The 24,917-nt window shown below is 71.5% G+C and carries 17 protein-coding genes and 1 pseudogene; 9 read left to right on the plus strand and 9 right to left on the minus strand.

The genetic code is table 11. The features are described from left to right. Nucleotides 1-5: 5 nt before the first annotated feature. From fxsA to ACIQMR_RS33785, 5 genes are all read left to right on the plus strand, one after another. Nucleotides 6-206, plus strand: coding sequence for an FxSxx-COOH cyclophane-containing RiPP peptide (gene fxsA / locus ACIQMR_RS33765; protein WP_401395596.1), 201 nt, complete (start codon nucleotides 6-8; stop codon nucleotides 204-206). Between the two features lie 148 nt (nucleotides 207-354). Then, entirely contained in the window at nucleotides 355-1,521 is a 1,167-nt protein-coding gene (locus tag ACIQMR_RS33770) for an FxsB family cyclophane-forming radical SAM/SPASM peptide maturase (RefSeq protein ID WP_401395599.1), read from the plus strand. Continuing rightward, on the plus strand, nucleotides 1,518-2,852 hold the full coding sequence (locus ACIQMR_RS33775; protein WP_401395602.1) for an aKG-HExxH-type peptide beta-hydroxylase: 1,335 nt from the start codon (nucleotides 1,518-1,520) through the stop codon (nucleotides 2,850-2,852). Before ACIQMR_RS33770 ends, ACIQMR_RS33775 begins: the two co-directional genes overlap by 4 nt. Before the next feature lie 55 nt (nucleotides 2,853-2,907). Then, nucleotides 2,908-5,904: an FxSxx-COOH system tetratricopeptide repeat protein gene (gene fxsT / locus ACIQMR_RS33780; protein ID WP_401395604.1), complete on the plus strand. Its 2,997-nt coding sequence runs from the start codon at nucleotides 2,908-2,910 to the stop codon at nucleotides 5,902-5,904. Between the two features lie 175 nt (nucleotides 5,905-6,079). Beyond that, complete coding sequence (locus ACIQMR_RS33785) at nucleotides 6,080-6,286, plus strand: DUF6191 domain-containing protein (RefSeq protein ID WP_266382969.1); 207 nt, start codon at nucleotides 6,080-6,082, stop codon at nucleotides 6,284-6,286. 76 nt (nucleotides 6,287-6,362) lie between these two features. Here ACIQMR_RS33785 and ACIQMR_RS33790 read toward each other — a convergent pair whose 3' ends face one another. From ACIQMR_RS33790 to ACIQMR_RS33805, 4 genes are all read right to left on the minus strand, one after another. Further along, a complete protein-coding gene (locus ACIQMR_RS33790; RefSeq protein ID WP_401395608.1) occupies nucleotides 6,363-10,196 on the minus strand; it encodes a multifunctional oxoglutarate decarboxylase/oxoglutarate dehydrogenase thiamine pyrophosphate-binding subunit/dihydrolipoyllysine-residue succinyltransferase subunit in 3,834 nt (1,277 codons plus the stop codon). Between the two features lie 280 nt (nucleotides 10,197-10,476). Beyond that, complete coding sequence (locus ACIQMR_RS33795) at nucleotides 10,477-11,568, minus strand: ATP-binding protein (RefSeq protein ID WP_401395611.1); 1,092 nt, start codon at nucleotides 11,566-11,568, stop codon at nucleotides 10,477-10,479. Next, nucleotides 11,565-12,308, minus strand: coding sequence for a response regulator transcription factor (locus tag ACIQMR_RS33800; protein ID WP_401395614.1), 744 nt, complete (start codon nucleotides 12,306-12,308; stop codon nucleotides 11,565-11,567). The genes ACIQMR_RS33795 and ACIQMR_RS33800 overlap by 4 nt, the downstream gene beginning before the upstream one ends. 83 nt (nucleotides 12,309-12,391) lie before the next feature. Beyond that, the gene (locus tag ACIQMR_RS33805; protein WP_401395616.1) at nucleotides 12,392-13,087 is read right to left on the minus strand and encodes a spermidine synthase; all 696 of its coding nucleotides are present in this window, start codon (nucleotides 13,085-13,087) and stop codon (nucleotides 12,392-12,394) included. Here ACIQMR_RS33805 and ACIQMR_RS33810 point away from each other — a divergent pair. Next, entirely contained in the window at nucleotides 13,086-13,949 is an 864-nt protein-coding gene (locus ACIQMR_RS33810; RefSeq protein ID WP_401395619.1) for a rhomboid-like protein, read from the plus strand. The genes ACIQMR_RS33805 and ACIQMR_RS33810 overlap by 2 nt on opposite strands. On the opposite strand, the gene ACIQMR_RS33815 is transcribed toward ACIQMR_RS33810, so the two are convergent. Continuing rightward, nucleotides 13,922-14,575 carry a GNAT family N-acetyltransferase gene (locus ACIQMR_RS33815; RefSeq protein WP_401395622.1) on the minus strand — a complete coding sequence of 218 codons (654 nt, stop codon included), beginning with the start codon at nucleotides 14,573-14,575 and terminating at the stop codon, nucleotides 13,922-13,924. The genes ACIQMR_RS33810 and ACIQMR_RS33815 overlap by 28 nt on opposite strands. A 132-nt stretch (nucleotides 14,576-14,707) precedes the next feature. Here ACIQMR_RS33815 and lon point away from each other — a divergent pair, with 132 nt between their 5' ends. Further along, nucleotides 14,708-17,110, plus strand: coding sequence for an endopeptidase La (lon, locus tag ACIQMR_RS33820; RefSeq protein WP_401395625.1), 2,403 nt, complete (start codon nucleotides 14,708-14,710; stop codon nucleotides 17,108-17,110). 156 nt (nucleotides 17,111-17,266) lie between these two features. Here the strand turns inward: lon and ACIQMR_RS33825 are convergent, their stop codons facing one another. Together ACIQMR_RS33825 and ACIQMR_RS33830 are read right to left on the minus strand one after the other, a co-directional pair. Beyond that, nucleotides 17,267-18,091, minus strand: coding sequence for a trypsin-like serine peptidase (locus tag ACIQMR_RS33825; protein WP_401395628.1), 825 nt, complete (start codon nucleotides 18,089-18,091; stop codon nucleotides 17,267-17,269). An 18-nt stretch (nucleotides 18,092-18,109) separates the two neighbouring features. Then, nucleotides 18,110-19,114, minus strand: a complete 1,005-nt coding sequence (locus ACIQMR_RS33830) for a helix-turn-helix domain-containing protein (RefSeq protein ID WP_401395631.1) — start codon at nucleotides 19,112-19,114, stop codon at nucleotides 18,110-18,112. A gap of 153 nt (nucleotides 19,115-19,267) precedes the next feature. Here ACIQMR_RS33830 and ACIQMR_RS33835 point away from each other — a divergent pair, with 153 nt between their 5' ends. Further along, a complete protein-coding gene (locus tag ACIQMR_RS33835; protein ID WP_401395634.1) occupies nucleotides 19,268-22,150 on the plus strand; it encodes a M4 family metallopeptidase in 2,883 nt (960 codons plus the stop codon). Between the two features lie 208 nt (nucleotides 22,151-22,358). Here the strand turns inward: ACIQMR_RS33835 and ACIQMR_RS33840 are convergent, their stop codons facing one another. Next, nucleotides 22,359-23,198 (minus strand): lysozyme, encoded by an 840-nt coding sequence (locus tag ACIQMR_RS33840; RefSeq protein ID WP_401395636.1) that lies wholly within the window; start codon nucleotides 23,196-23,198, stop codon nucleotides 22,359-22,361. Between the two features lie 202 nt (nucleotides 23,199-23,400). On the opposite strand from ACIQMR_RS33840, the gene ACIQMR_RS33845 reads away from it, so the two are divergent. Next, nucleotides 23,401-23,892, plus strand: coding sequence for a MarR family winged helix-turn-helix transcriptional regulator (locus ACIQMR_RS33845; protein WP_401395752.1), 492 nt, complete (start codon nucleotides 23,401-23,403; stop codon nucleotides 23,890-23,892). A 174-nt stretch (nucleotides 23,893-24,066) separates the two neighbouring features. Here the strand turns inward: ACIQMR_RS33845 and ACIQMR_RS33850 are convergent. Beyond that, nucleotides 24,067-24,846: pseudogene (locus ACIQMR_RS33850) on the minus strand (protein phosphatase 2C domain-containing protein); the annotation flags it as partial. Nucleotides 24,847-24,917 lie beyond the last annotated feature (71 nt).

The raw sequence follows: 24,917 nt of genomic DNA on the forward strand, positions 1-24,917 counted from the left end.
GCGTGATGAGCGAGTCGGTACGCAAGGAAGCGGAAGAGGTGGCGCCGGCCGGCGGGCAGGGCGGTGAACTGCCCGATCTGCTGGGTCTCGACCTCGCGGAGCTGAGGACGCTGGAGCACCCGGTGCTCTCCGAGGTGGTCGCGGACCTGCGGGGCCGGGCCGAGCAGCCGCGGGAGTTGTTGTGGGGCTTCACCAACGCGTTCTGATCGGACGGCCGTACGGTTTCGGCCCGGCACTCCGGTGAACAGGACAACGTTGCCCGGCACGGGTTTGTCCGGCGGACCCGACAGGGATACTCGCCTCGGACCGGCAGCGGGGGCCGTCCCCCGGTCCGTACAGCATGGGGGTGCCGGAGTGTCTCGTCGCGCGACGCCCCGGGTGCCCTTCGGCCAGTTCATCGTCAAGGCGCACGGCCGGTGCAATCTGGCCTGCCGGTACTGCTATCTGTACGCGGGCCCGGACCACACCTGGCGGGACCGGCCCGCGGCCGCCTCGCCCGCGGTACTCGACCGGACCGCCGCCCGGATCGCCGAGCATGCCCTGACGCACGGCCAGCGGGAGATCTCCCTCGTGCTGCACGGCGGTGAGCCGCTGCTCGCCGGGGCGCGGCGACTGGGTGCCTTCGCCACGCTCGTACGCGACCGGGTGCCCGCGGGCTGCATCGTCCACGCGACCGTGCAGACCAACGCGACGCTGCTGACCGACGCCCGTGTCACCACCCTCGCCCGCCACGGCATCCGCGTCGGCCTCAGCCTCGACGGCGGCCTCCCCTCCCACAACACCCTGCGCACCGACCACGCGGGGCGGCCGTCCTGGCCCTCGGCCGTGCGCGGGGCGCGACTGCTCGCGGAACGCCATCCCGAGGTGTACGCGGGCATCCTCACGGTCGTGGACGTGCGCACGGACCCGGTCGAGCTGTACGAGTCCCTGCTCGCGCTCGAGCCCCCGGCGCTGGACCTGCTGCTGCCGCACGGCAACTGGACCAGCCCGCCACCGGGGCTGGCGGCGGAGCCCTCGACGGACCCGCGCGCCACCCCCTACGGGGACTGGCTGGTCGCCGTCTTCGACCGGTGGTGGGGCGCCGGGCGGCGGGAGACCCGGGTGAGGCTCTTCGAGGAGTGCCTCGCGCTGCTGCTGGGGCTGCCCGGCGCCACGGAGTCGCTCGGCCTCGACCCCGTCAACGCCGTCGTCGTCGAGACGGACGGTGCCGTCGAGCAGGTCGACTCCCTCAAGTCGGCCTACGACACCGCCGCCGCCACCGGACTCGACGTCTTCCGGCACACGTTCGACGACGCACTCGACCACCCGGGCATCGCCGCCCGGCAGGCGGGCGCGGACGCCCTCGCAGGCGAATGCCGCGCCTGCCCGCTGCTCACGGTCTGCGGCGGCGGCCACTACGCCCACCGCTACCGGGCGGGAAGCGGCTTCACCAACCGCTCCGTCTACTGCGCCGACCTGGAACGGCTGATCCGCCATGTGGCCGGCCGGCTGGCCGGCACCGCCGCGGGAGCCGTCCGGTGAGCCCCGCCGTCCCGGAGCGGGCCCTGCGGGAACTCGGCCGCACGGAAGGCGGCCCCGAGACCCTCGGCCTGCTGGTGCGCGACCAGCACACACGACGGCTCGTCATGCTGCGTGCGCTGCTCGACGCCGCGCAGGCGGCGCCGGCCGCCGTCTGCCCGCCCGGCCTGCTGCACCGGATGCACGACGACTGGGCCCTGCTGGAGGCCGCGGAACGCAGGGACAGGGCGGCCGTACGGTCCCTGCTGCTCCACCCGCTCACGGGGCCGTGGGTCCAGCGCTGCCTGTACGGACTCACCGCACCGGAGTCGACACCCCAACTACGGGCCGACCTCGCGCACTTCGGCGCACTCGCCGCGGCGGGGGCCATCCGCGCGGGCCTGTCCTTCAGCGCACGCCTCACCCCCGTCGGCGGCGAACTGGCCCTCCCCACCCTGGGCTCGCTGCGCACGGACTCGACAGGTCCCGTCGACATCGCCTTCACCGAGGACGAACTGACGTTACGTCAGAACGATCCTCGCTGGCAGCCCGTGTACACCCTGCCCGCCGTCCTGCCGGGCTCCGGGCCCGTACCCTTGGACGACCTCCACCCGTACCGCGCCGTCGGAGGGGGCCCGCAGCGGCACGGGCTGAGCGCCGCGGCCGTGCTCGACGACAGCGAGCGCAAGGCCTGGTCGGAGGCCTGGTGCGGAATGGAGCCCCTCCTGCGGATCGGCGGCGAGCACCGCGTCGCCGAGGCGACGGCCCTGCTGCGCTGTCTGGTCCCGCTCGCCCCGCCGCCCGGCTCCGGACCCACCGGCGAGAGCGCCTCGCACTGCAGCGGAACCCGCCGCGAGGCCTTCGGCGCCGTCCTCAGCAGCCGGCCGTCCACCCCCGCCCACTTCGCCGCGACGCTGGTCCATGAGCTCCAGCACACCAAACTGGCCGCACTGGGCGCGCTCGCCCCGCTGCACCACGAGGACGCGACCCCACGGCACTTCGCCCCCTGGCGGTCCGACCCGCGGCCCTTCGACGGCCTGCTGCAGGGCGCGTACTCGCACATCGCGCTGGCCGACTACTGGCAGCGGTTCGCACTCGGCGCGGAGAACACCGCGCACCGCGACCTCGCCTGGGCCGAGCACGCCCGCTGCCGAGAGCAGGTCGGCGCGGTGCTGCCCGTGCTGGCCGGCTCCGGGGAACTCACCCGGGAGGGACGGACCGTGGTCAACGAGATGATCGCGCTCTACCACCATCTGGCTGATCGGCCGCCCCCTTCGGGGCACTTGGCGAGGGCGGCGGCATATGTCGACACCGCGCGCGTGATCTGGTGCCAGCGAAACGGAACGCAGCGCTGAGACCACGTTCCGTTGTATGTTCGTATGGATTGTCGTGGAGCAGGGAGACGGTTGAATGCCCGCAGCGCGTAGGCACGTTGGAGCGACCGGGTCGCGTACCGTCACCATCAGTTTCGCGGGCTTCAACCGCGCCTGGGCGGCATGGATCGGCGACCGGCTCGAACGACGCGGCATGCGCGTGGTCTTCCAGCGCTGGGACCCGCCCGTGCAGACCCCGCTGGAAGAGAACCTGCAGGATCTGATGCTCGCCCCGGGCCGCATCCTCGTCCTGCTCAGCGACTGGTACTTCCAGCTCGGCCCGCGCAGCCACGAGGAGTGGAACCGCGCACTGCGCGAGGTGGTCGCGGCCGATCCCGGCCGGTTCGCCGCCGTCTCCGTCACCACCTCTCCGCTGCCCGCCGCCACCGCCGTGCTCGCCGCCGCGGACCTCACCAACGTCGGCGCCGACGAGGCCGAACGCCGCCTCCTGTCCCGGCTCGACCTGCCCGACGACCCGCTCACCGAACCCGTCGACGGACGGCTGGGCCCCCGCTACCCCGCCGACACCCCCGAGGTCTGGGGCGGCGTGCCGCGCCGCAACACCCGCTTCACCGGCCGTGAGAGCCTGCTCAACTCGGCCTACCACGCGCTCCAGGAGGCCGGGTCCGGCGCCGGCGTCGTGACCCTGTACGGCATGTCGGGCGTGGGCAAGACCCAGCTCGCCGCCGAGTACGTGTACCGCTTCGGCTCCGAGTACGACGTCGTGTGGTGGGTGTCCGCCGAGAAGCGCGTCACCTACCGCCAGAAGCTCGCCGAACTCGCCCCGGCGCTGGGCCTGTCCACCGGCGCCGAGTACGGCGAACGGCTGCGGGCGGTGCGGGACGCGCTGCGCCGCGGCGAGCCGTACCAGCGCTGGCTGCTGGTCCTCGACGGGGCCGACGAGCCGGAGCACATCTGGGACCTGGTGCCGACGGGCCCCGGCCACGTCCTGATCACCTCCCGCAACCCGGAGTGGAGCGAGCACAACAGCAACCTGCTGGAGGTGCCCGTCTACGACCGCGAGGAGTCGGTCGCCTTCATCCGGCGCCGCGCCCCGAGGCTCACCCACAACGAGGCGGACCAGCTGGCGGTGGCCCTGGAGGACCTTCCGCTGCTGCTCGACCAGACGGCCGGCTGGCTCAACGACTCCGACATGTCCGTCGACGAGTACATCGAACTGCTCGAGGGCGGCATCGACTCGGACGTCGTCAAGGTCTCGGCCGACTTCCCGCTGGCCTTCCAGACCGCCTGGTCGATACTGCTGAACAAGCTCCGCGAGACAGTCCCCGAGTCCGTCGACCTGCTGCGCCTGTGCACCTTCTTCGCACCGGGCTCCGTACCCGTGCGGCTGCTCAAGGAGATGCCGCCGGGCGCCATGCCGGAGTCGCTCTCCGGGCTGATGAACGACCCGCTGCTGTGGAACAAGGCGATCGCGCAGCTGCGTCAGTACTCGGTCGTGCGGCTCGAGTCCCACGAGTCGCTGGCGGACGAGGCGTCGACCTCCGGCGAATCGCTGTATCTGCACCGCATGGTCCACCAGATCGTCCGCAAGGACATGCCGGAGCGGGACCGCGGCGAGTTCATCGAGGTCGTGCGGCGCGCCCTCGCCGGTGCCGAGCCCGGCCGCCCGACCGACACACGGCTCTGGCCGCGGTACGCGGAGATCACCCCGCACCTCAAGTACGCCGACGTCCTCGGCAGCGAGGACCCGGCGGTCCACACCCTGGTCCTCAACTGCCTGCGCTACATGTACCTCTCGGGCGAGTACCGGGCGGGCATCAAGCTCGGCGAACGGGCCATGAACGCCTGGCGGGAGCTGCTCGGCGACACCCACCCGAGGATCTGGGACCTCAGCTACCACTACGCCAATCTGCTGCGCGCCGTCGGCGACTACGCCGGCACCGAGGCCATCGAGCGCGCCGCGGTCGAGCATCTGCGGACCGAACGGGGCCCGGAGGACCTGGAGCATCTGCGGGCGGCCGGCGGACTCGCGGCCGATCTGCGCGGCCTCGGCCGGTACGACGAGGCCCTGGAGCTGTCCGGCTGGATCCTCAGCGCCTATCGCGAACTCCTCGGCGACCAGGACTCCCGTACCGTCAACGCCCAGAACAACCTGGCCACGTCGATGCGGCTGCTCGGCCGGTACGCCGAGTCCCTGGAGCTCAACCGGCTCACGCTGGAGGCGCGCCGGCAACTGCTGCGGCCCCGGCACGGCTGGACGCTCTACTCGGAGATCAACTACGCCACCGATCTGCGGCTGCTCGGCCGCTACAGCGAGGCCGAGTCGCTGCAGGCACAGAGCGTCCGCGTGCACCGCCTCACCATGGGACGGGACAACCCCCAGACCCTGCGGGCCGAGCACAACCTGGCCCTGTGCCAGTACCGCATGGGCGAACGCGCCAGGGCCGAGGAGCTGTTCACGCGCGTACTGGAGCGCAGCGAACGCGTCCTCGGCGAGGGCGACCCGCTCACCATGATGTTCGCGGCCAGCCAGTGCTGCTTCGCCCGCGAACACGGAGACATCGACCAGGCCAGGGACATAAGCGCACGGGTCGTCGGCGGCTACACGGACATGCTCGGCGAGAGCCATCCGTACGTGGCGGGCTCGCGCAGCAACCACGCCCTGATCCTGCGCAACGTCGGAGACCGGGAGCAGGCCCATCTGCTCGTGGAGGAAGCGCTCGCCGACATGACCCGGGCCGTCGGCGAGAACCACCCCTGGACGCTGGGCTGCGCCATCAACGCCTCGGCGCTGCGCAATCTGGTGGGCGAGCCCGAGCGCGCGGCCGAGCTGACCGACGCCACGATCGGGCGGGCCACCGAGGCACTGGGCCGGACCCATCCGCTGACGCTCTCCTCGCGGATCGCCCACGCGGCCGATCTGCGGGCCCTGCGCGAGCGGCAGCGCGCGGACAAGATCGAGACGGAGGCGCTCGGGGACCTCGCGGCGACGCTGGGCTCCCAGCACGTCCACACGGTCTCCGCCCGCTCCAGGAACCGCCCCTACTGGGACTTCGAACCCCAGATGGTCTGAAGCACGAGCGCAGGTTTCCTGCACGCCGAAGGGCCCGGCCCGCGAATCCGTCGCGGGCCGGGCCTTTCGTACGTCACGCACCGCGCGCTGTGGGGCAGAGCACGCCCTTGCCCCCTCCACAGCCGCGGAAGGATTCGTACCATGAGGGGCGAACCCCCACCAGACAGGAGCAACCATGTTCGGCGGTGCGTTGAACGAGCTGTTCGCTCCTGGGCGGAGGCACACCGAGGAGGAGCGACGGCGTCAGGAGCTCACCCTGGAGGAGGCCGGTGACGCCGATCCCGGGCGGGGGCCGATAGACCTGGGCAGCGGGGTCGTGCTCATCCGGCTGCCCGCGGCGAGGGCCGGGGGACCGGCCGGCGAGGAGCCCGCCGACGGCTGAACGCCGTACGCATGCCGGAGGGCCCGGCCCCGCGAGTGATCGCGGGGCCGGGCCCTCCGGTTCGTACAGTCGCTGATCAGGCCTCGAAGACCTCGGCGACCAGCTGAGCCTGCTCCGCCTGGTGCCGCTTGGCCGAACCGACCGCCGGGGAAGAGCCGTGCGGCCGCGAGATGCGGCGCAGGCGCTCGCCGTGCGGGACGTCCGCGCCGACCGCGAGATCCAGGTGGTCGATCAGGTTGAGCGCGATGAACGGCCAGGCACCCTGGTTCGCCGGCTCCTCCTGGGCCCACAGGTACTTCTCGGCGTTCGGGAACTTGGCGATCTCCTCCTGGAGCTCGGCACCCGGCAGCGGGTACAGACGCTCGAGGCGGATGATCGCGGTGTCCGTGGAGCCGCGCTTCTGACGCTCGGCCTCCAGGTCGTAGTAGACCTTGCCGGAGCAGAAGACGACCTTGCGGACGGCCGTCGGGTCCACCGACTCGTCGCCGATCACCGGGCGGAAGCCGCCGGTGAGGAACTCCTCCGCCTTGGACGCCGCGGCCTTCAGACGCAGCATCGACTTCGGGGTGAAGACGATGAGCGGCTTGTGGTGCGGGTTGTGGACCTGCCAGCGCAGCAGGTGGAAGTAGTTCGACGGCAGCGTCGGCATGGCGACCGTCATGTTGTTCTGCGCGCACATCTGGAGGAAGCGCTCCGGGCGGGCGGACGAGTGGTCCGGGCCCTGGCCCTCGTAGCCGTGCGGCAGGAGCAGCGTGACGCCGGAGGTCTGGCCCCACTTCTGCTCGGCCGAGGAGATGAACTCGTCGACGACGGTCTGCGCGCCGTTGACGAAGTCACCGAACTGGGCCTCCCACATGACCAGCGCTTCCGGGCGTGCCAGCGAGTAGCCGTACTCGAAGCCCATCGCCGCGTACTCGCTCAGGAGCGAGTCGTAGACGTTGTAGCGGGCCTGGTCCTCGGCGAGGTAGAGCAGCGGGGTGTAGTCCTCGTTGGTCTCCTGGTCGACGAGGACCGCGTGGCGCTGGCCGAAGGTGCCGCGGCGGGTGTCCTGGCCGGCGAGCCGGACCGGGGTGCCCTCCATCAGCAGCGAACCGATGGCCAGGGTCTCGCCCATGCCCCAGTCGATCGTGCCGTCCTCGACCGAGGCCGCGCGGCGCTGCAGCTGCGGCATCAGACGCGGGTGGACGGTGATGTGGTCCGGGACGTTGACCTGGGACTCGGCGATCCGCTTGACGATCTCCTGGGAGACCGCGGTGGTCACCGACACCGGGAACTCGGCCTGCGCGTCCGGGACATGGGCCGGGGCGGGCTGGCTGGTGGCCTCGCGGACCTCCGCGAAGACCTTCTCCAGCTGGCCCTGGAAGTCCTGGAGCGCCTGCTCGGCCTCTTCCAGCGTGATGTCGCCACGGCCGATCAGCGACTCGGTGTAGAGCTTGCGCACCGAGCGCTTCTTGTCGATCAGGTTCACCATCTGCGGGTTGGTGAACTGCGGGTTGTCGCCCTCGTTGTGACCGCGGCGGCGGTAGCAGATGAGGTCGATCACGACGTCCTTGTTGAACGTCTGGCGGAACTCGAAGGCGAGCCGCGCCACCCGGACGCAGGCCTCCGGGTCGTCACCGTTCACGTGGAAGATCGGCGCCTCGATCATGCGGGCCACGTCCGTGGCGTACATGGAGGAGCGGGACGACTCGGGAGCCGCCGTGAAGCCGACCTGGTTGTTGATGACGATGTGGACCGTGCCGCCGGTGCGGTAGCCGCGCAGCTGCGACATGTTGAGCGTCTCGGCGACCACACCCTGGCCCGCGAAGGCCGCGTCACCGTGCAGGGCGACCGGCAGGACGGTGAAGTCCGTGCCGCCCTTGTTGATGATGTCCTGCTTGGCGCGGACGACGCCCTCGAGGACCGGGTCGACGGCCTCGAGGTGCGACGGGTTCGCGACCAGGCTGACCTTGATCTGCTCGCCGTCGAGGCCGGTGAAGGTGCCGTTGGCGCCCAGGTGGTACTTCACGTCGCCGGAGCCGTGCATCGACTTCGGGTCGAGGTTGCCCTCGAACTCGCGGAAGATCTGCGCGTACGACTTGCCGACGATGTTCGCCAGGACGTTCAGCCGGCCGCGGTGGGCCATGCCGATGACGACCTCGTCCAGGCGGGACTCCGCCGCGGAGTCGATGACCGAGTCGAGCAGCGGGATGACGGACTCGCCGCCCTCCAGCGAGAAGCGCTTCTGGCCGACGTACTTCGTCTGCAGGAAGGTCTCGAACGCCTCGGCCGCGTTGAGCCGGCGCAGGATGCGCAGCTGCTCCTCGCGCTCCGGCTTGGCGTGCTGGCGCTCCACGCGGTCCTGGATCCACTTGCGCTGCTTGGGGTCCTGGATGTGCATGAACTCGATGCCGGTGGTGCGGCAGTACGAGTCGCGGAGCACGCCGAGGATGTCGCGGAGCTTCATCATCGACTTGCCGCCGAAGCCGCCGACCGCGAACTCGCGCTCCAGGTCCCACAGGGTGAGCCCGTGCTCGGTGATGTCCAGGTCGGGGTGCTTGCGCTGGCGGTACTCCAGCGGGTCGGTGTCGGCCATGACGTGACCGCGGACCCGGTAGGAGTGGATCAGCTCGAAGACCCGGGCGGCCTTGGTGACGTCGTCGTCGTGCGAGGCGTCGATGTCCTTGAGCCAGCGGACCGGCTCGTAGGGGATGCGCAGCGCCTCGAAGATGTCGTCGTAGAAGCCGTCCTCGCCGAGGAGGAGGTTGGCGACGATCCGCAGGAACTCGCCGGAGGCGGCGCCCTGGATGACCCGGTGGTCGTACGTCGAGGTCAGCGTCATGACCTTGGAGATGCCCAGCTTGTTCAGGGTGTCCTGGGAGGTGCCCTGGAACTCGGCCGGGTAGTCCATCGAGCCGACGCCCATGATCACCGACTGGCCGGGCATCAGACGCGGCACGGAGTGGACCGTGCCGAGGCCGCCGGGGTTGGTGAGGGAGACGGTGACGCCGGTGAAGTCGTCCATCGTCAGCTTGTTGCTGCGGGCGCGCCGGACGATGTCCTCGTAGGCCTGCCAGAACTCGAAGAAGTTCAGCGTCTCGGCCTTCTTGATGGCCGCGACGACGAGCTGGCGGTCACCGTTCGGCTTCACCAGGTCGATGGCGAGGCCGAGGTTGATGTGCGGCGGCTTGACCAGGGTCGGCTTGCCGTCCTTCTCCGCGAAGGAGTTGTTCATCGACGGCATGGCCTTGATCGCCTGCACCATCGCGTAGCCGATGAGGTGGGTGAAGGAGATCTTCCCGCCCCGGGCGCGCTTCAGGTGGTTGTTGATCACGATCCGGTTGTCGAAGAGCAGCTTCACCGGGACCGCGCGGACGGACGTGGCCGTCGGCAGCTCCAGCGAGGCGTTCATGTTCTTCGCGACGGCGGCGGACGGACCGCGGAGGGGGACCAGCTCGGGGCCCTCGGTGGCCGCCGGAGCGGCTGCCTTGGCGGCGGGCGCGGCGGCAGCGGGCTTCGCCGGGGCAGCCGCGGGCGCGGGCGCCGCAGCGGCGCTCGGGGCCGGCGCGGCGGCCGGAGCGGCTGCCTGCGGCGCGGCGGCGGGCTGAGCCGGAGCGGGCTGGGCCGGGGCGGCCGGAGCCGCGGGCGCCGGAGCCTGTGCGGTGCTCGGCGTCTGAGTGGTGCCCTGGGCAGCGGGCTTCGTGGGCTCCGCCACCCCCGCGGCGGCGGAGCCGGCGGCGGCCGTACCGCCCGGCTTGTAGTCGGCGAAGAAGTCCCACCAGGCGCGGTCGACCGAATTCGGGTCCTGGAGGTACTGCTGGTAGATCTCGTCGACGAGCCACTCATTGGGACCGAAGGCGGCAGCGGGGTTCTTCCCCTGCCCGTCTTGATCGGTCGAAGTGCTCGAGTTACTGGGGGACTGAGACGACACGGCGGCAACCGCCCTCTTCCGCTTCACAAGGTGATGGACAGCGGAAATAAAGGCTACGCCTCCGGGGCCGGGAGATGCAGGCCGGGCGTGGTCATCGTCGCCTAAGTCACACCTGACAGCCGGTTTCGGCGTAGGAAATGGCGGGAAACAAGCGGGGTTCCCCGGCGGACAGGGTACGACGCATCGCGGCTACGGCCCCGTGGACCGCACCCCTGACTGCTTCCCGGACGCCCACTCGGATGACCCGGGCGGCCGGTTCGCTTCCGCTTCGAACCCTACGTCAACCGCGTGAGGCCTGGATTCCCGGAAGAGTGACCTGGATGCGGCAGCCGCGAGCCGATTCGGCCACGCCGATGCGGCCGCCGTGCAACTCGACCGCCCAGCGGGCGATCGCCAGGCCCAGTCCCGTGCCGCCGTCGCTGCCGGGGCCGTGCGGCGCCGGGACGCCGCCCCGGTTGAAGCGCTCGAAGACCTTGTGCCACTCCGACTCGGGGATGCCGGGACCCTCGTCCTGCACCTCCAGGTCCAGCGACTCGGCCTGTGCGCCGCGGCGGGCCCGGACCGTGACCCTGCCGTGCGGCGGGGAGTGCTTCACGGCGTTGTCGATCAGATTGGCCATCACCTGGTGCAGCCGCTCGGCGTCCGCGTGCGCGGTCAGCTCGGGCGGCGACACGTCCAGGTGCAGATGGACGTCCTTGCGGGTGTGACTGCCGGAGCCGGAGGACAGCCTGCGCTGCGCGGCGGCCAGATTGGCCTCCTTCAGCACTCCGGACAGATACGGCCACACCTCGAAGCGCCGTGCCTTGAGCGTGACCACACCGTTGTCGAGCCGGGACAGGTCCAGCAGGGTCTCGACCAGCCGGGACAGCCGCTCGGTCTGCTTCAGCGCCGTTCGCATCGTCTCGGGGTCGGCGGCCGAGACGCCGTCCACGACGTTCTCCAGCACCGCGCGCAACGCCGCGATGGGGGTGCGCAGCTCGTGCGAGACATTGGCGACCAGCTCCTTGCGGTGCTGGTCCACGGCCTCCAGGTCGTCCGCCATGCGGTTGATGGTGGAGGCGAGGTCGCCCAGCTCGTCGCGGCGGCCGGCGCCGCGGACCCGCCGGGTGAAGTCACCGTGGGAGATCGACTTCGCGACCGTGGTCATCTGGTCCAGCGGCGCGGTGAGCCCGTGCGCCACGAACTGGGTGATCAGCAGCGTGGTGATGATGGCGAAGACCGTGATGTAGCGCAGCTCCGCGCCGGTCCTGAAAGCGACCAGGGCGAGCCCGGTCGTGATGAGCACCGCCACCACGACGAGGGCGCCGAGCTTGGTCTTGATCGAGATCTCGACCGACCCGAGCTCGGACCGGAGCCGGCTCAGCCGGTTCATGGCGCCGGAGTCTCCAGGGCGTACCCCACGCCATGGACGGTACGGATGCGCTCGGCGCCGATCTTCCGGCGCAGGGCCTTGATGTGGCTGTCGACCGTGCGGGTGCCGGAGGCGTCCGCCCAGTCCCAGACCTCGGCGAGGAGCTGCTCGCGCGAGAGCACCGCGCGCGGCGTGTTCGCCAGGCAGACCAGCAGGTCGAACTCGGTGGGCGTCAGGTGCACGTCCTCGCTCTTGACGCGGACCCGGCGCTGGGCGTGGTCGATCTCCAGCTCGCCGAGGCGCAGGATGCCGCTGCGGGGCGTCACGGCGGCCAGCGCGGCGCGCTCCACCCGGCGCAGCAGTACGTGCACGCGGGCGGCCAGCTCACGCATGGAGAACGGCTTGGTCATGTAGTCGTCGGCGCCGACGCCGAGCCCGACCAGCATGTCCGTCTCGTCGTCACGGGCGGTGAGCATCAGTACCGGGACCGGCCGCTGGGCCTGCACCCGGCGACACACCTCCAGGCCGTCGAAGCCCGGCAGCATCACGTCGAGGACCATCAGGTCGGGCTGCCACGCCTCGGCGGCGTCGACGGCCGCCGGGCCGTCCGTCGCGGTCTGGACCAGGAACCCCTCGGCGCGCAGCCGGGCGGAGATGGCGTCGACGATGGTGGTGTCGTCCTCGACGACGAGCACCCGGCGCTGGGCACTCGCGGTCGAGTGCGCCGCCGCGCCGTTGTTGCTGGTGTGTGTCTGCTCCATCGCCCCGCCCCTGTCGCGCACTGCGAGCTGCGTGTAGATCGGTGTGTCAGGTAGGCAGCGTAAGGGCACCGACCAGTTCCCGGCTACGCAGGGCGAACCGCGAGATGGACCACGTCAGGTACGCCTCGGGCAACCCGGATCTCTTCGGTCCTTACCCCGCTGAATCCGGCATTCCGCAAGGATTCCTCGATATCGGCGGAGGGCTTCGCCGACCATACGGCGAGCACTCCGCCGGGGGTCAAACGCCGTGCGCAGGCGGCCAGTCCGTCCGGTGAGTAGAGGTTGCCGTTGTCCTCGGTGACGGTCCAGTCGGGGCCGTTGTCGATGTCGAGGCAGAGCGCGTCATACGTGTCCGAAGCGTTATGGACGTGATCGACGAGGTCCGTGTGGAGAATCACGGTCCGCGGGTCGGCGAGCGCCGCGCCGGAGATCCGCCGCAGCGGACCCGACATGTGCCATTCGATGATCGCCTGTTCGCGTTCCACGACGGCGATACGGGACCACGCGGGCTCGGCCGCCGCGCGCGCCAGCGAGAAGCCGACGCCGAGTCCGCCGATGAGTACGGACGGGGCCGGGCGGCCGTCGAGCGCCTCGTACGCGGCGTCCAGGAGCCGTCGTTCGGAGCGGCCGTCCGATGTGTCCATCAGGAAGCAGCCGTTGGCGATGATCTCGTGGATCTCCCCTTCGGGGCCGCTCCGTTCACGCAGGACGACCTCGCCGTACGGTCCTTCGCGGCGGTCGACGGTCCGGTGGCCGGCGGGACGGCTGGAGGGCTCCATGGCCCTCAGGCTAGCGGCGGCCGTCGCGCGGCGGGCTGTGTGGCGCAGGTCATGGACGCGACGGGTGGTGATCGCGTTGCTGGGCAGGGTCGGGAGCCGTCGCAGCGAGAGGGGCCGGCCCGGGATGAAGGCGCTCTGCACGGCGCGGCGCGCCGGGTCGCGCGGGTCCGCGGACGCGTGCGTCCACACGCGGGCCCGCCGGCCCGTCCGGCTCGCGCGGCTCCTCCCGGACCCCGCCGGAACGCCCTTCACGTTCTGCTACGGGCTCGTGCTCGTCGCGACCTCCCTCTTCGCCGCTTACGGCGACCCGGCGACGGTGGCCGCCCTGCTGCGCGGCTCCAGCACGGACGTCGCGCACCTCGCCACGGCACCGCCGCTCGTCCTGGTCGCCAGTGCCCTGTGGATCGCCGGCGGGCTCGCCTCCCCGTACGCCCTCGGGTTCGTGCTCGTCCTCACGGCCCTGGAGCGGCGCATCGGCGGCCGGCGCACGGCCGGCGTCTTCCTGGGCGGACATCTGGTGGCCACGCTCGCCACCGAGATCCCGGTCGGGCTGTGGGTCCTGGCGGGCCGGCTGCCCGAGACGTCCCTGCACCGGCTCGACTACGGCATCAGCTTCGGCCTGCTGGCGAGCGTCGGCGCGCTGGCCGGGCTGTACGCCCCGGTCGCGCGGACGGCGCTGCTGGTGTGCGTCTCGGCGCTCCTGGCGCGGGACCTGCTGGCGTACGAGGACCCGCTCGGCAACTGGGGCCATGTGCTGGCCCTGCTCGCGGGCGTCGCCACCTGGCCGCTGCTCCCCGGGCGTCCACGTCCGCGTCCTCGTCCACGACCGTGCCGTCAGACGTCGGCGGGCGCCGGGTCGTAGTACACGCTGACCAGTGGGGCGACCGTGCGCCACCCCAGCGCTGTGTAGAGCGCCTGTCCGTCCGGCGTGCCGCCCAGGACGCCGGCGGTGGCTCCCCGCTCGACCGCCGCGTTCTGGAGCGTGCGCATCACCAGGCTGCCGAGGCCCTTGCGGCGGTGCCCGGCGGCGGTCTCGATCTGGTCGACGACGGCCGTGGTGCCCCGCGTCGCGATCTGGCCCCGGGCCGCGAAGGCGCCGTCCGCGGTCGTGACCAGGACCCGGGTGACGCCGTCACGCGTCCAGGTGCGCAGCCGGTGGCCTGCCCCTACGTCCGTTTCCTTCCGGGTCAGAGCCGCCGTCATCAGGAAGCCGGGTTCGTCCGGCGTCCAGTCCGGCCCCAGCCACTCCAGGACCCGCTCCTGCTCCTCGAACACCTTGAGCCACCGGCCCGGCATCCGGGCCGTCGCGGCCACCTCGCGGACGCTCCGCTCGCTGTTGTCGGTGAGGACGTGCCGGGTGGTGTGCCGGGGGAGTCCGACGTCGACGGTGACGCCCCACGGCTCGCCGACGGGTTCCGCGGCACCGCGCGAGACGACCCAGCCGTCCACCCAGGCCCGTATCGTCTCGGTAATGGATAAAAATGTCATTGACCTATTACATCTGATGGGTCACGGGAAGTGACAGGGGTGATCGCTCACAGCGAACGGCCACGGGGGAACATCGGCCGCCCCTTCCGCATTGAGTCCATGTAGCTCAACTTGACTGCCGAAGGGGAGATCATGGCTTCGACGTCCACACCGCTCACTCTGCCTGTGCTGCCGCTCGACGACGAGGTCGTGCTGCCTGGGATGGTGGTACCGCTCGACCTGTCCGACGCCGACGTACGGGCCGCGGTGGAGGCCGCCCAGGCAGCCGCGCGTTCGGCATCGGGCAAGCCACGGGTGCTGCTCGTCCCGCGCATCGACGGTACGTACGCCTCGACCGGTGTCCTCGGCACCGTCGAGCAGGTCGGCCGGCTCTCCGACGGAGACCCCGGCGCCCTGATCCGCGGCCGCAGCCGGGTGCGCATCGGCGCGGGTACGACCGGTCCCGGCGCGGCCCTCTGGGTCGAGGGCACCGTTGTCGACGAGGCGCTGCCCGAAACACTGCCCGGCTCCGTCACCGAACTGGTCAAGGAGTACAAGGCACTCGCCACCAGCTGGCTGAAGAAGCGCGGCGCCTGGCAGGTCGTCGACCGCGTCCAGCAGATCGACGACGTCTCGGCCCTCGCCGACAACTCCGGCTACTCACCCTTCCTGACCACCGCCCAGAAGGTGGAACTGCTCGAGACCAGCGACCCGGTGGCCCGGCTCAAGCTCGCCACCGAGCAGCTGCGTGAGCACCTCGCCGAGCAGGACGTGGCCGAGTCCATCGCCAAGGACGTCCAGGAGGGCGTCGACAAGCAGCAGCGCGAATTCCTGCTGCGCCGCCAGCTCGAGGCCGTGCGCAAGGAACTGCGCGAGCTGAATGGCGAGGACGGCGAGGACGAGTCCGACGACTACCGTGCCCGGGTCGAGGCCGCCGACCTCCCGGAGAACGTCCGCGAGGCCGCGCTCAAGGAGGTCGAGAAGCTGGAGCGGTCCAGTGACCAGAGCCCCGAGGGCTCCTGGATCCGCACCTGGCTCGACACCGTCCTCGAACTGCCGTGGAACGAGCGCACGCAGGACGCGTACGACATCCGGGGCGCCAAGGCGGTCCTGGACGCCGAGCACGCGGGCCTGGACGACGTGAAGGAACGGATCACGGAATACCTGGCGGTGCGCAAGCGGCGTACCGACCGGGGGCTGGGCGTGGTCGGCGGGCGGCGCGGGGGCGCGGTTCTCGCGCTCGTCGGCCCGCCCGGCGTGGGCAAGACCTCGCTCGGCGAGTCCGTCGCGCACGCGATGGGACGGAAGTTCGTCCGGGTCGCCCTCGGCGGCGTCCGGGACGAGGCGGAGATCCGCGGGCACCGGCGTACGTACGTCGGCGCGCTGCCGGGCCGTATCGTCCGCGCCGTCAAGGAGGCCGGGTCCATGAACCCGGTGGTCCTGCTCGACGAGATCGACAAGGTCGGCTCCGACTTCCGCGGGGACCCGGCAGCGGCACTGCTCGAAGTCCTGGACCCGGCGCAGAACCACACGTTCCGCGACCACTACCTGGAGGTCGAGCTGGACCTGTCCGACGTGGTCTTCCTGGCCACGGCGAACGTCCTGGAGGCCATCCCGGAGGCCCTGCTCGACCGGATGGAGCTGGTCAGGCTCGACGGCTACACGGAGGACGAGAAGGTCGTCATCGGCCGGGACCACCTGCTCCCGCGCCAGCTGGAGCGGGCCGGCCTGGAGCCGGGCGAGGTCGTCCTGGACGACTCCGCACTGCGCAAGCTGGCCGCCGAGTACACCCGCGAGGCGGGCGTACGCAACCTGGAGCGGGCGATCGCCCGGCTGCTGCGGAAGGTCGCGGCCCAGCACGAACTGGGCGACCGGGAGCTGCCGTTCACCGTCACCGACGGGGAGCTGCGTGGTCTCATCGGGCGACCGCACCACGTCCCCGAGGCCGCCCAGGACCCGGCCGAGCGGCGCACCGCGGTGCCCGGCGTGGCCACGGGCCTCGCGGTCACCGGCGCCGGCGGCGACGTGCTCTACGTCGAGGCGTCCCTGGCCGACCCGGAGACCGGCGCGGCCGGACTGACCCTCACCGGTCAGCTCGGCGACGTCATGAAGGAGTCCGCACAGATCGCGCTGAGCTTCCTCCGCTCGCACGGCGCGGAACTGGAGCTGCCCGTCGCCGATCTGAAGGACCGCGGCGTGCACATCCACTTCCCGGCGGGCGCGGTCCCCAAGGACGGCCCGAGCGCGGGCATCACGATGACCACCGCGCTGGCGTCGCTGCTCTCCGGGCGGCCGGTCCGTACGGACGTGGCGATGACCGGTGAGGTGTCCCTGACGGGGCGGGTGCTGCCCATCGGCGGTCTGAAGCAGAAGCTCCTGGCCGCGCACCGGGCGGGGACGACGACCGTCGTCATCCCCAAGCGCAACGAGGCCGACCTGGACGACGTCCCGGCGGAGGTCCTGGACAAGCTGGAGGTCCACCCGGTCACGGACGTCCGCCAGGTCCTGGAGATCGCCCTCTCTCCGGCGGAACTGCCGGTGGCGGCCGCGGCGTAGCGGGTGCGCCGGGGGCTCCGCCCCGGTTCCGGTTCCCCGGTCGCCGGGTGACGGTCCGCGTCCGCAGGCCGTCACCCGGCGACGCGGTGTGCTCTTCACCGTGGGCCCGCGGGCCCACGGTGAAGAAGCGGACGACTGAAGGTCCCCGGACGAAGCTCAGCGCGCCGTGCCCTTGACCGGAACGCGGGCCGCCTTGTCGTACAGAGTGCGCGCACGTGTGCCGAAGAGCACCGCCGTCGATTCCGTGTCCGTGTCGCCCCCGCTCAGGACGCCTATCACCCGCCCCGGCCGGCCCGGGTCCACGTAGTCCGCCAGCCAGGGGCTGCCGCTCGTGCCGTCCCAGAAGCCCTGGCATTCGATGCGCACCATCCGCGCGGGCTGGTCGGCGTCGTGACGGGCGTCGGTGGTGCAGGTGATGGGCCGGTTGGCCGGATTGTGCTCGGGGTTGGGGTAGCCGACGACCGTGACCCGGCGGCTCGGCTGCGACGACCAGTCGGGCTCGGCCGCGCCCACAACGTCCTGCACCTGGCGGCCCCGCGCGTCCGGCTCCAGCGTCAGGAAGGCGTAGTCGGACGTGTCGTCCTCGTCCTTGCGCCAGCGGTCGTCGACCTGGATAGCGGCGACCTTCCACGTGCCGTACGGGGCCGACCCCTTCCCGCCGCCGTGGAATCCGGGCGCGAAGGAGAAGCCGCTCGCGTACGTCCCGTACTCGAAGACGCAGTGCGCGGCGGTCGCGACGACATTGCCGCGTGGGCTGTCGACCACGCTCGCCGTGCACCAGTGGTCCTCGCCGTCGAGCAGCACGCCCACCGAGCGGAGCCCGTCGGACGGCACGGCCGACGTCTGCGGCGAGGGGCCCTCGGCCCGCTGCCGGGGTTCGGCGGCAGGGTGCGGCGTCGCCGAGTGGGACGGCGCCGCGCACGCGGTCGCGGCGGTCAGCACCGCGACCGCGGACCACAGCATCGGCCTGTTCCAGAGCATGGCCCCATCCTTGCTCACTCAGCCGTCGAGCCATCCCCGGAGGGTCGCCTGTGCCCCCGCCTGGAACCGGGTCTCCGCGCCCAGCGTCTCCAGCAGCCTGCTGATCCGCCGCCGTGCCGTGTGCACATGGACGCCGAGCCTGCGCGCTATCGCCTCGTCCTTGAGCCCGGCGGCGAGCAGCGCCAGCAGTTCCTTCTGCGCCGGGACCAGCGAGCCGCCCGGGCCGCCCACCGGGGTGGCCCGCTCCCACACGGTCTCGAAGAGCGGCACCAGCGCGTTGCCGAGCAGCGCGTCGCCCACCACCAGCGCGGAGGCCGTCGGATCGGCCGCGTCACTCGGCGGCAGCAGGGTGATCCGCCGGTCGACGGCGATCAGTTTGGTCGGTACGCCCTGGGCCACCCTGGCCCGCAGCCCGCGCTCCACCAGCGCGGTCACCATCCGCATCTGGTCCTGGGTCGCCAGCCCTTCGGGGTCGAGGACGGTGCGGACGACGATCCCGCGGTCCAGCAGCGCCCCGATGTCCAGTCCGGGCGACGGGGAACTGCCGTCCCCCACCCGGCCCCTGACGTACGGCGGCCGGTCGAGGATGACGACCTCCTGTTCCGCGGACGCCAGCAGCACATCCGCCCGTTCGCCGATCTCCCGCTGCCCGGTGACCACTTCGATGCCGCTTCCGGCCGTGACCGGCGGGCCGGGCGTCAGCCGGCTCGCGAGCCGATCGGCGGTCATGCGTAACTGTTCGAGTTCGGCCGATTTCAGATGCAGCTCGGCCTGCCGGCGGTGGATGAGCGTACGGATCGCGGCGGCCGGCGCGGCCGGGCGGGGCAGCGCCCCGCAGTCGGGCGGCGGAAGCGCGAGACCCTGCTCGACCAGCCGGTCGAGAGCCGACTCCAACTGGTCGCGGGAGAGCTCCAGCAGCCGTGCCAACTCGTCCGCCTCGCCCGCGCGTTCCTTCAGCAGGGCCTCGTACGCGCGCTCCTCGGCCGCCCCCAGGCCGAGGGTGCGCAATTCCCCCTCGATCATGTCCCGGATTCTCACTCCGCGTTCACGAGACACACAAGTGTGCATGCCCACTTGTCGACGCAGTTGGCTCATTGCTGCTCCGGCGGCCCACATGTTGCATGGCCATGACCACCTGAACCGGCTCTGACCAAGCACGTGGGAGGGGTACGTACTGTGCGCAAGCCCAGCAACAACCATGGAAGACCGGCGTCCGGCACAACCAGGGGGGCGGCGACCGCCGCGCTCCTGGCGGCCGCGGGACTCCTGATCACCGCGGTACCGGCCCAGGCGGCGACCCCGTCGCCGGCACCGTCCGTCGAGGTCGTCCCCGGGGAGGACACCGCGACACCCGCGCTCGTGGGAGGCCTGCGCGAGGCCGTGGACGCCAAGGCCGCTCCGGCGGACGCGGCCCGCGGACACCTCGCAGCCAAGGAGAGCCGCTATCGCATCGCCCAACCGCGGCGCGATCTCGTGCCCGTCCAGACGCTCAAGGACGGTGCGGACGAGACGGTACGGCTCCAGCAGAAGCACCGCGGAATCCCGGTGCTCGGCGGCCAGTACGTCGTGCGCATGGAGAGCGACGGCGGCAAGCGGGTCGTCACCGGCACCTCGGGCAAGTACTTCACCGGGCTGACGACCGGCACCGAGGCGTCGGTCACCAAGGACGTCGCGGTGCGCCGCGCCGTGGGCGCCACCGCCGCCCGGCTCGGCCACACGCAGCTCACCAAGGCCGACGCCGTACGCAAGGAGGGCGAGAAGTCCCAGAAGGCGCAGGCGCTCAGCGGCACCGCGGGCGGCCTCGTCGTCATCCCGCGGGGCGACGGCGTGCTCGCCTACCACGTGACTGTGCGCGGCACGAACCCCGCGACCGGCGAACCCGTGCTCCAGCACGTGTACGTCGACGCGCGGTCGGGCTATCCGGTGCTGCAGTACAGCGGCATCAAGTCCGTCACCCCGCCGAATGCGGCGGCGGACCGTCACCCGGCGGCGTCGAAGGCCACCGCGTCGAAGGCCGGCGTCTCCAACGCCGCCGCGACGGGCAGGGCCCCGGCCGCGGAGTCCGCCGAGCATCCCGGCATCAAGGGCAGCGGTCAGCGCCTCGACGGAACCAAGGTCGGCCTCGACCTGTACCTCGACGGCATCCGCAGCGAGTACGTCATGACCGACTACGCGCGGATGGCCGACAGCAGCAAGAACACCCTCAGCACCTGGGACGCCTCGGACCGCGACGTGAGCGAGGTCTCGGGTCAGTGGCCCGCCGGCATCAAGGTGTTCGGCTCCGCGGCCGCCGACTTCGGCAAGGACGCCACCGACGCGGGCGCGGTCGACGCGCACTGGGCCGCGGGCCAGGTCTACGACTACTACAAGAAGCAGCACGGCAGGAACGGTCTCGACGGGCGCGGCTCCACCGTCAACTCGCTCGTCGGCGTGACCCTGTTCGGCGGCAGCTACGTCAACGCCTTCTGGGACGGCCAGAAGATGGTCTACGGATCGGGCGACGAGGAGTTCAAGCCGCTGTCCGCCGACCTCGACGTCGTGGGCCACGAGATGACCCACGGAGTCGTCGAGAGCACCGCGAACCTCGTCTACGCCGGCCAGTCCGGGGCGCTGAACGAGGCCGTCGCCGACTACTTCGGCAACGCCATCGACGTCACCGCGTCCGGCCAGTCGATGGACGACCCGGCCGCGGGTCTGATCGGCGAGGACCTGTGCCGGACGAAGAGCCCGCGCGACTGCGCCCTGCGCAACCTCGACGACGGGGCGACCACCTCCAAGAACTTCCTCGGGGTGACCTTCGGCACCGACAACGGCGGCGTCCACCTCAACTCGACCATCTTCTCGGGCGCGTTGTGGGACATGCGCCAGGACCTCGGCGCGGAGATGGCCGACCGGATCGTGTACAAGGCGCTGTCCGAGTACATGACGCCGCTCGACGGCTTCACCGAGGGCCGCACCGCTGTGCTCGCCGCGGCGAAGGATCTCGGTCTGACCGCGAAGCAGCAGAACGTGGTGAAGCGGTCCTTCAGCGCCCACGGCATCGTGCCCGGCTGGGAGGACGCCCTCGGGGTCGACTCCGAGCAGCTCCTCGACAAGCTCAACATCAGCGGCACGGGAGTCCAGGCGGGCGGCGGCTGGTGGACCTCGTCCCGGTCCAACGACGACGGCTCCGAGCCGTACTCCGTCTACGCCGGACGCGCGGACGGCGCAGGGGCGCCCAAGCTGATCAGCCCGAACGACGGCCGCTTCCACGTCTACCCGGCGACGGACGGCAAGACCGTCGTGTGGGCCGCGTACGGCGCCACGAGCCTGGACATCCTGTCCCGTCCGGTCACGGGCGGCCCCATCAAGAAGCTGTACACGTCGTCCAGCGACATCTCGGGGCTGCGGGTCGAGAACGGTGTAGTCGTCTTCGAGACCTTCGGGATCTTCGGCGATCGCCATGTCGCCTATCTCCGCCCCGGCGACAGCCGGCCCACGTACGCGGACGGCGGCAGCTTCCTCCTCGCCACGGCGCTGCCCTCGATCGCCCAGGGCAGGATCGCGTACGCCAAGCTCTACCCGGGCGAGACCGACTACAAGCTGGGCGTCGAGATCCTCGACCTGAAGACGGGCACCAAGACGCTGACCGAGCAGCTCGGCGACCCGCAGGGCCTCGGCCAGACCGGCATCAACAGCAAGCACGTCTTCTGGCTGACCGACGAGAACGCCGGCGACGCCGGTGAGATGGGCGTGCGCCGGGCGGACCTCGACGGCCGTGGTGCGTTCGACATCAGCTCCGAGGCCAAGCCGCGGGCGCTGATCGCCTTCGACCTGACCGTCTCCGAGGACGCGGTCACCGTCAACAGCCAGCTGCCGGACACCGAGTGGCGCAACGAGACGCTGCCGAAGCTGTGGCAGCTGACCACGGACGGCAGCCGTCAGGAGCGGGTGTCCTGCAACCGGGGTGAGCAGCTGTCCCCGGCCGCGGTGTCCGGACGGCAGGTCGTCTGGCTCGACGGCACGACCGGCTTCACCGACCTGGTCACCCGTAGCCGCCCGGCGGGCCTCTGCGGCTGATCACGGCGTCACCGCGTACGACAGGAGCCCCCGGCGTGGCACGGCCGCGCCGGGGGCTCCTTCGTGGTGCCGCGCGAGGCCGGCCGTCGGCGCCCCCCGGCCCTCCGGACCCCCGGCAGGGGGTCAGCCGTTGGCGAGGGCGACCACCCGGTCCAGCGCCCCGTTGCTGTGTCTTCCCGGGGGCGACCCCCGGACCCCCGGCAGGGGGTCAGCCGTTGGCGAGCGCCACCACCCGGTCCAGCGCCCCGTTGAACTTGTTGTGGTCGCCGACGATCGGGCCGGTCGAGGTGTACTGCCACATCGTGTAGTAGGACCAGCCCGCCGGAAGCGTCCCCGGGGTGGTGTTGTAGCGGGCGACCCAGAGCGGGTTGGTGGCACCGAAGCCGCTGTGGTTGCCGGTGCACTGGGTCCACCAGCTGGTGGCCGTGTAGATGACGGCGTCGCGTCCGGTGCGGGCCTTGTAGCGGTTCAGGAAGTCACGGATCCAGGTGACCATCGCGGACGGCGACTTGCCGTAGCAGGCGTCCCCGTACGGGTTCCACTCGATGTCCAGCACGCCCGGCAGCGTCCTGCCGTCGCGGGACCAGCCGCCGCCGTTGTCCACGAAGAAGTCCGCCTGGGCCGCGCCGGTGGTGGTGTCGGGGGTCGCGAAGTGGTAGGCGCCGCGGATCATGCCGATGTTGTACGAACCGTTGTACTGCTGTGCGAAGTAGGGGTTCTCGTAGTACGTGCCTTCGGTGGCTTTGACGTAGGCCCATTTCACGCCGCTGTTCCACAGTGCCGACCAGTCGACGTTGCCCTGGTGGCTGGAGACGTCGACGCCTTCGGTCTGGACGGCGCGGCTGTCGCGCGGCGGACCGCCCCGGCCGTCGTGGGCGACGACCCCCATGCCCATCCGGGCCGAACCGCGGGCCGGCGCGTCGGCGGCCGACGCCGCGCCGGGGAGGGTGAGGAGGAGGGCCAGGACCGCGAGGAGGGTGCCGGCCACGGTCCAGCGGGTGGTGGTGGTCCGTCGGGTTCCGGTCGTTCCGGATCTGTGCACGAGCATTGCGTGCCTCCGAAAGGCCTAGGTGGGGGAGAGCGACATGGTGTGGACATGCCATATCGAAGCTAGGTGCGGGAAAGCCGCCGACGGAAGAGGGGCCGGTTCCTGCCGTTGGTCTACGCCTGCGAAATACTGGGCGAGCTGCGGCAACGGCGGCCGCAGAAAGAAACTTTCATCGCCGGGAAAGCGCGTGAGGGGTGCTGACGTGCACGGAAGCGGTACGGGGAGTGAAGCCGACCCGAAGGGAGGCCAGGGCGCGGACCACGAGTTCCGCGAGATCCTCGCCCTGGAGCGCGAGTTGGCCGTCTTCCTCCGCCGCGCACGGGCCAGCTCCGGGGAGATGGCCCGCGAGGTCCACCCCGAACTGGAACCCGCCGCGTACGGACTGCTCGTACGGCTGGAGGAGTCCGGCGCCCAGCGTGCCACCGAACTCGCCGCCTACTTCGGCGTCGGCAAGGCGACCATGAGCCGTCAGCTGCGCGCGCTGGAGGAACTCGGCCTGGTCGTCCGGGAGCCCGACCCGGCGGACGGGCGCGCCTCGCTGGTCCGGCTCACCGACGAGGGGCTCACCCGCTTCCGGGCCGTACGCAAGGCCCGGCGCGACCGGTACGTACGCAAACTCGCCGACTGGGACCGGGGCGAGGTCGCCGAGCTGGCCCGGCTGCTGCAGCAGCTCAACACCGCGGACGAGTGGTAGGGCGCATCGGCCTGAAGGCCGCGCTCCGGATCAGGCCGGCCCTCCTCGGTCCGGGTCCGGAGCGGCGCCCGGCGACGGGGTCGGAGCCGACGCCGGGGTCGCGTCCGGGAACGGAGTGGGGGACGGTGCCGACGCCCGGGTCGCGTCCGTGACCGGAGTCGGGGCCGGGGCCGGGAGTTCCGCGTACACCGCCGTCGCGTCGTCGTGCGTCTTCCAGCGCCTGATGCCGCCCCGCCGCGCGTCCGCGCTCTCCAGCGCCCGCACCCGCTCGATCAGGCCGTGCGGGCCCTCCTTGTGCAGCAGCCCCATCAGGTCCGCCCAGCCGCCCTCCTCGAAGAGATCGGTCCAGCGGGACGCCCCGTCGGTGAGCGCCGCCATCGCCCGCACGCTCGCGCGCGGCGTGCTGCCCGTCACCGCGCGGCCCGCCACCTCGGGGTCCGCGGCTGCCGTGAAGAAGCCGTCCTCCTGATTGCGCAGGGCGTCCGTCGCGCTGAGCGAGCGGAGGATCTCCCGCGGAATCCGGTCCAGTCGGTCGTCCAGGACAGCCCGCACGGCACCGTCCGGCGACTCGAGCAACAGCGTCGAGTCCGACAGGACGAGGTGCTCGACCTCCTCCTCGTCCCACCGCGCGACGACGACCGTCGCCTGCGGAGTGCGCACGTGAGAAAGGTCACAGGTGTTCCGGTGGGCATCGGCCGTGCGCCGGATGGAATCCGCGAGAACCTCGGCCAGCGGCATATCCCGCCGCGAACCGGACAGTTCGATCAGGGCTCCGCCGAGTCGTGCGGTGAACCACGGGACGCCGTGCACACAGCCGTCCTCGCCCCGGGGAGGCGTCACCCCGTCCAGGACGACCAGTGATCCGCCCTGGCCCGAGGCGGGGAGGGCGACGGAAGTCCAGTCCTCGTTGGGGTGTTCGGGAGTACCGGGGACAGTGGCCAGTTCGAAGCGCATGATCCTCAGTCTGCACGAGCCGCCACGACTCCTTCACGAAGCCCGCCAGAAGGCGCGATTGGCCGAAAGCA

This window comes from Streptomyces sp. NPDC091376 (assembly GCF_044757085.1).
GTDB classification, from domain to species: domain Bacteria; phylum Actinomycetota; class Actinomycetes; order Streptomycetales; family Streptomycetaceae; genus Streptomyces; species Streptomyces pratisoli.

Bases quoted from the DNA above. Each gene is read 5' to 3' on its own strand.
- fxsA (WP_401395596.1), top strand. From the start codon at position 6: ATGAGCGAGTCGGTACGCAAGGAAGCGGAAGAGGTGGCGCCGGCCGGC.
- fxsT (WP_401395604.1), top strand. From the start codon at position 2,908: ATGCCCGCAGCGCGTAGGCACGTTGGAGCGACCGGGTCGCGTACCGTC.
- ACIQMR_RS33785 (WP_266382969.1), top strand. From the start codon at position 6,080: ATGTTCGGCGGTGCGTTGAACGAGCTGTTCGCTCCTGGGCGGAGGCAC.
- ACIQMR_RS33795 (WP_401395611.1), bottom strand. From the start codon at position 11,568: ATGAACCGGCTGAGCCGGCTCCGGTCCGAGCTCGGGTCGGTCGAGATC.
- ACIQMR_RS33800 (WP_401395614.1), bottom strand. From the start codon at position 12,308: ATGGAGCAGACACACACCAGCAACAACGGCGCGGCGGCGCACTCGACC.
- ACIQMR_RS33810 (WP_401395619.1), top strand. From the start codon at position 13,086: ATGGCCCTCAGGCTAGCGGCGGCCGTCGCGCGGCGGGCTGTGTGGCGC.
- ACIQMR_RS33805 (WP_401395616.1), bottom strand. From the start codon at position 13,087: ATGGAGCCCTCCAGCCGTCCCGCCGGCCACCGGACCGTCGACCGCCGC.
- ACIQMR_RS33815 (WP_401395622.1), bottom strand. From the start codon at position 14,575: ATGACATTTTTATCCATTACCGAGACGATACGGGCCTGGGTGGACGGC.
- lon (WP_401395625.1), top strand. From the start codon at position 14,708: ATGGCTTCGACGTCCACACCGCTCACTCTGCCTGTGCTGCCGCTCGAC.
- ACIQMR_RS33825 (WP_401395628.1), bottom strand. From the start codon at position 18,091: ATGCTCTGGAACAGGCCGATGCTGTGGTCCGCGGTCGCGGTGCTGACC.
- ACIQMR_RS33830 (WP_401395631.1), bottom strand. From the start codon at position 19,114: ATGATCGAGGGGGAATTGCGCACCCTCGGCCTGGGGGCGGCCGAGGAG.
- ACIQMR_RS33840 (WP_401395636.1), bottom strand. From the start codon at position 23,198: ATGCTCGTGCACAGATCCGGAACGACCGGAACCCGACGGACCACCACC.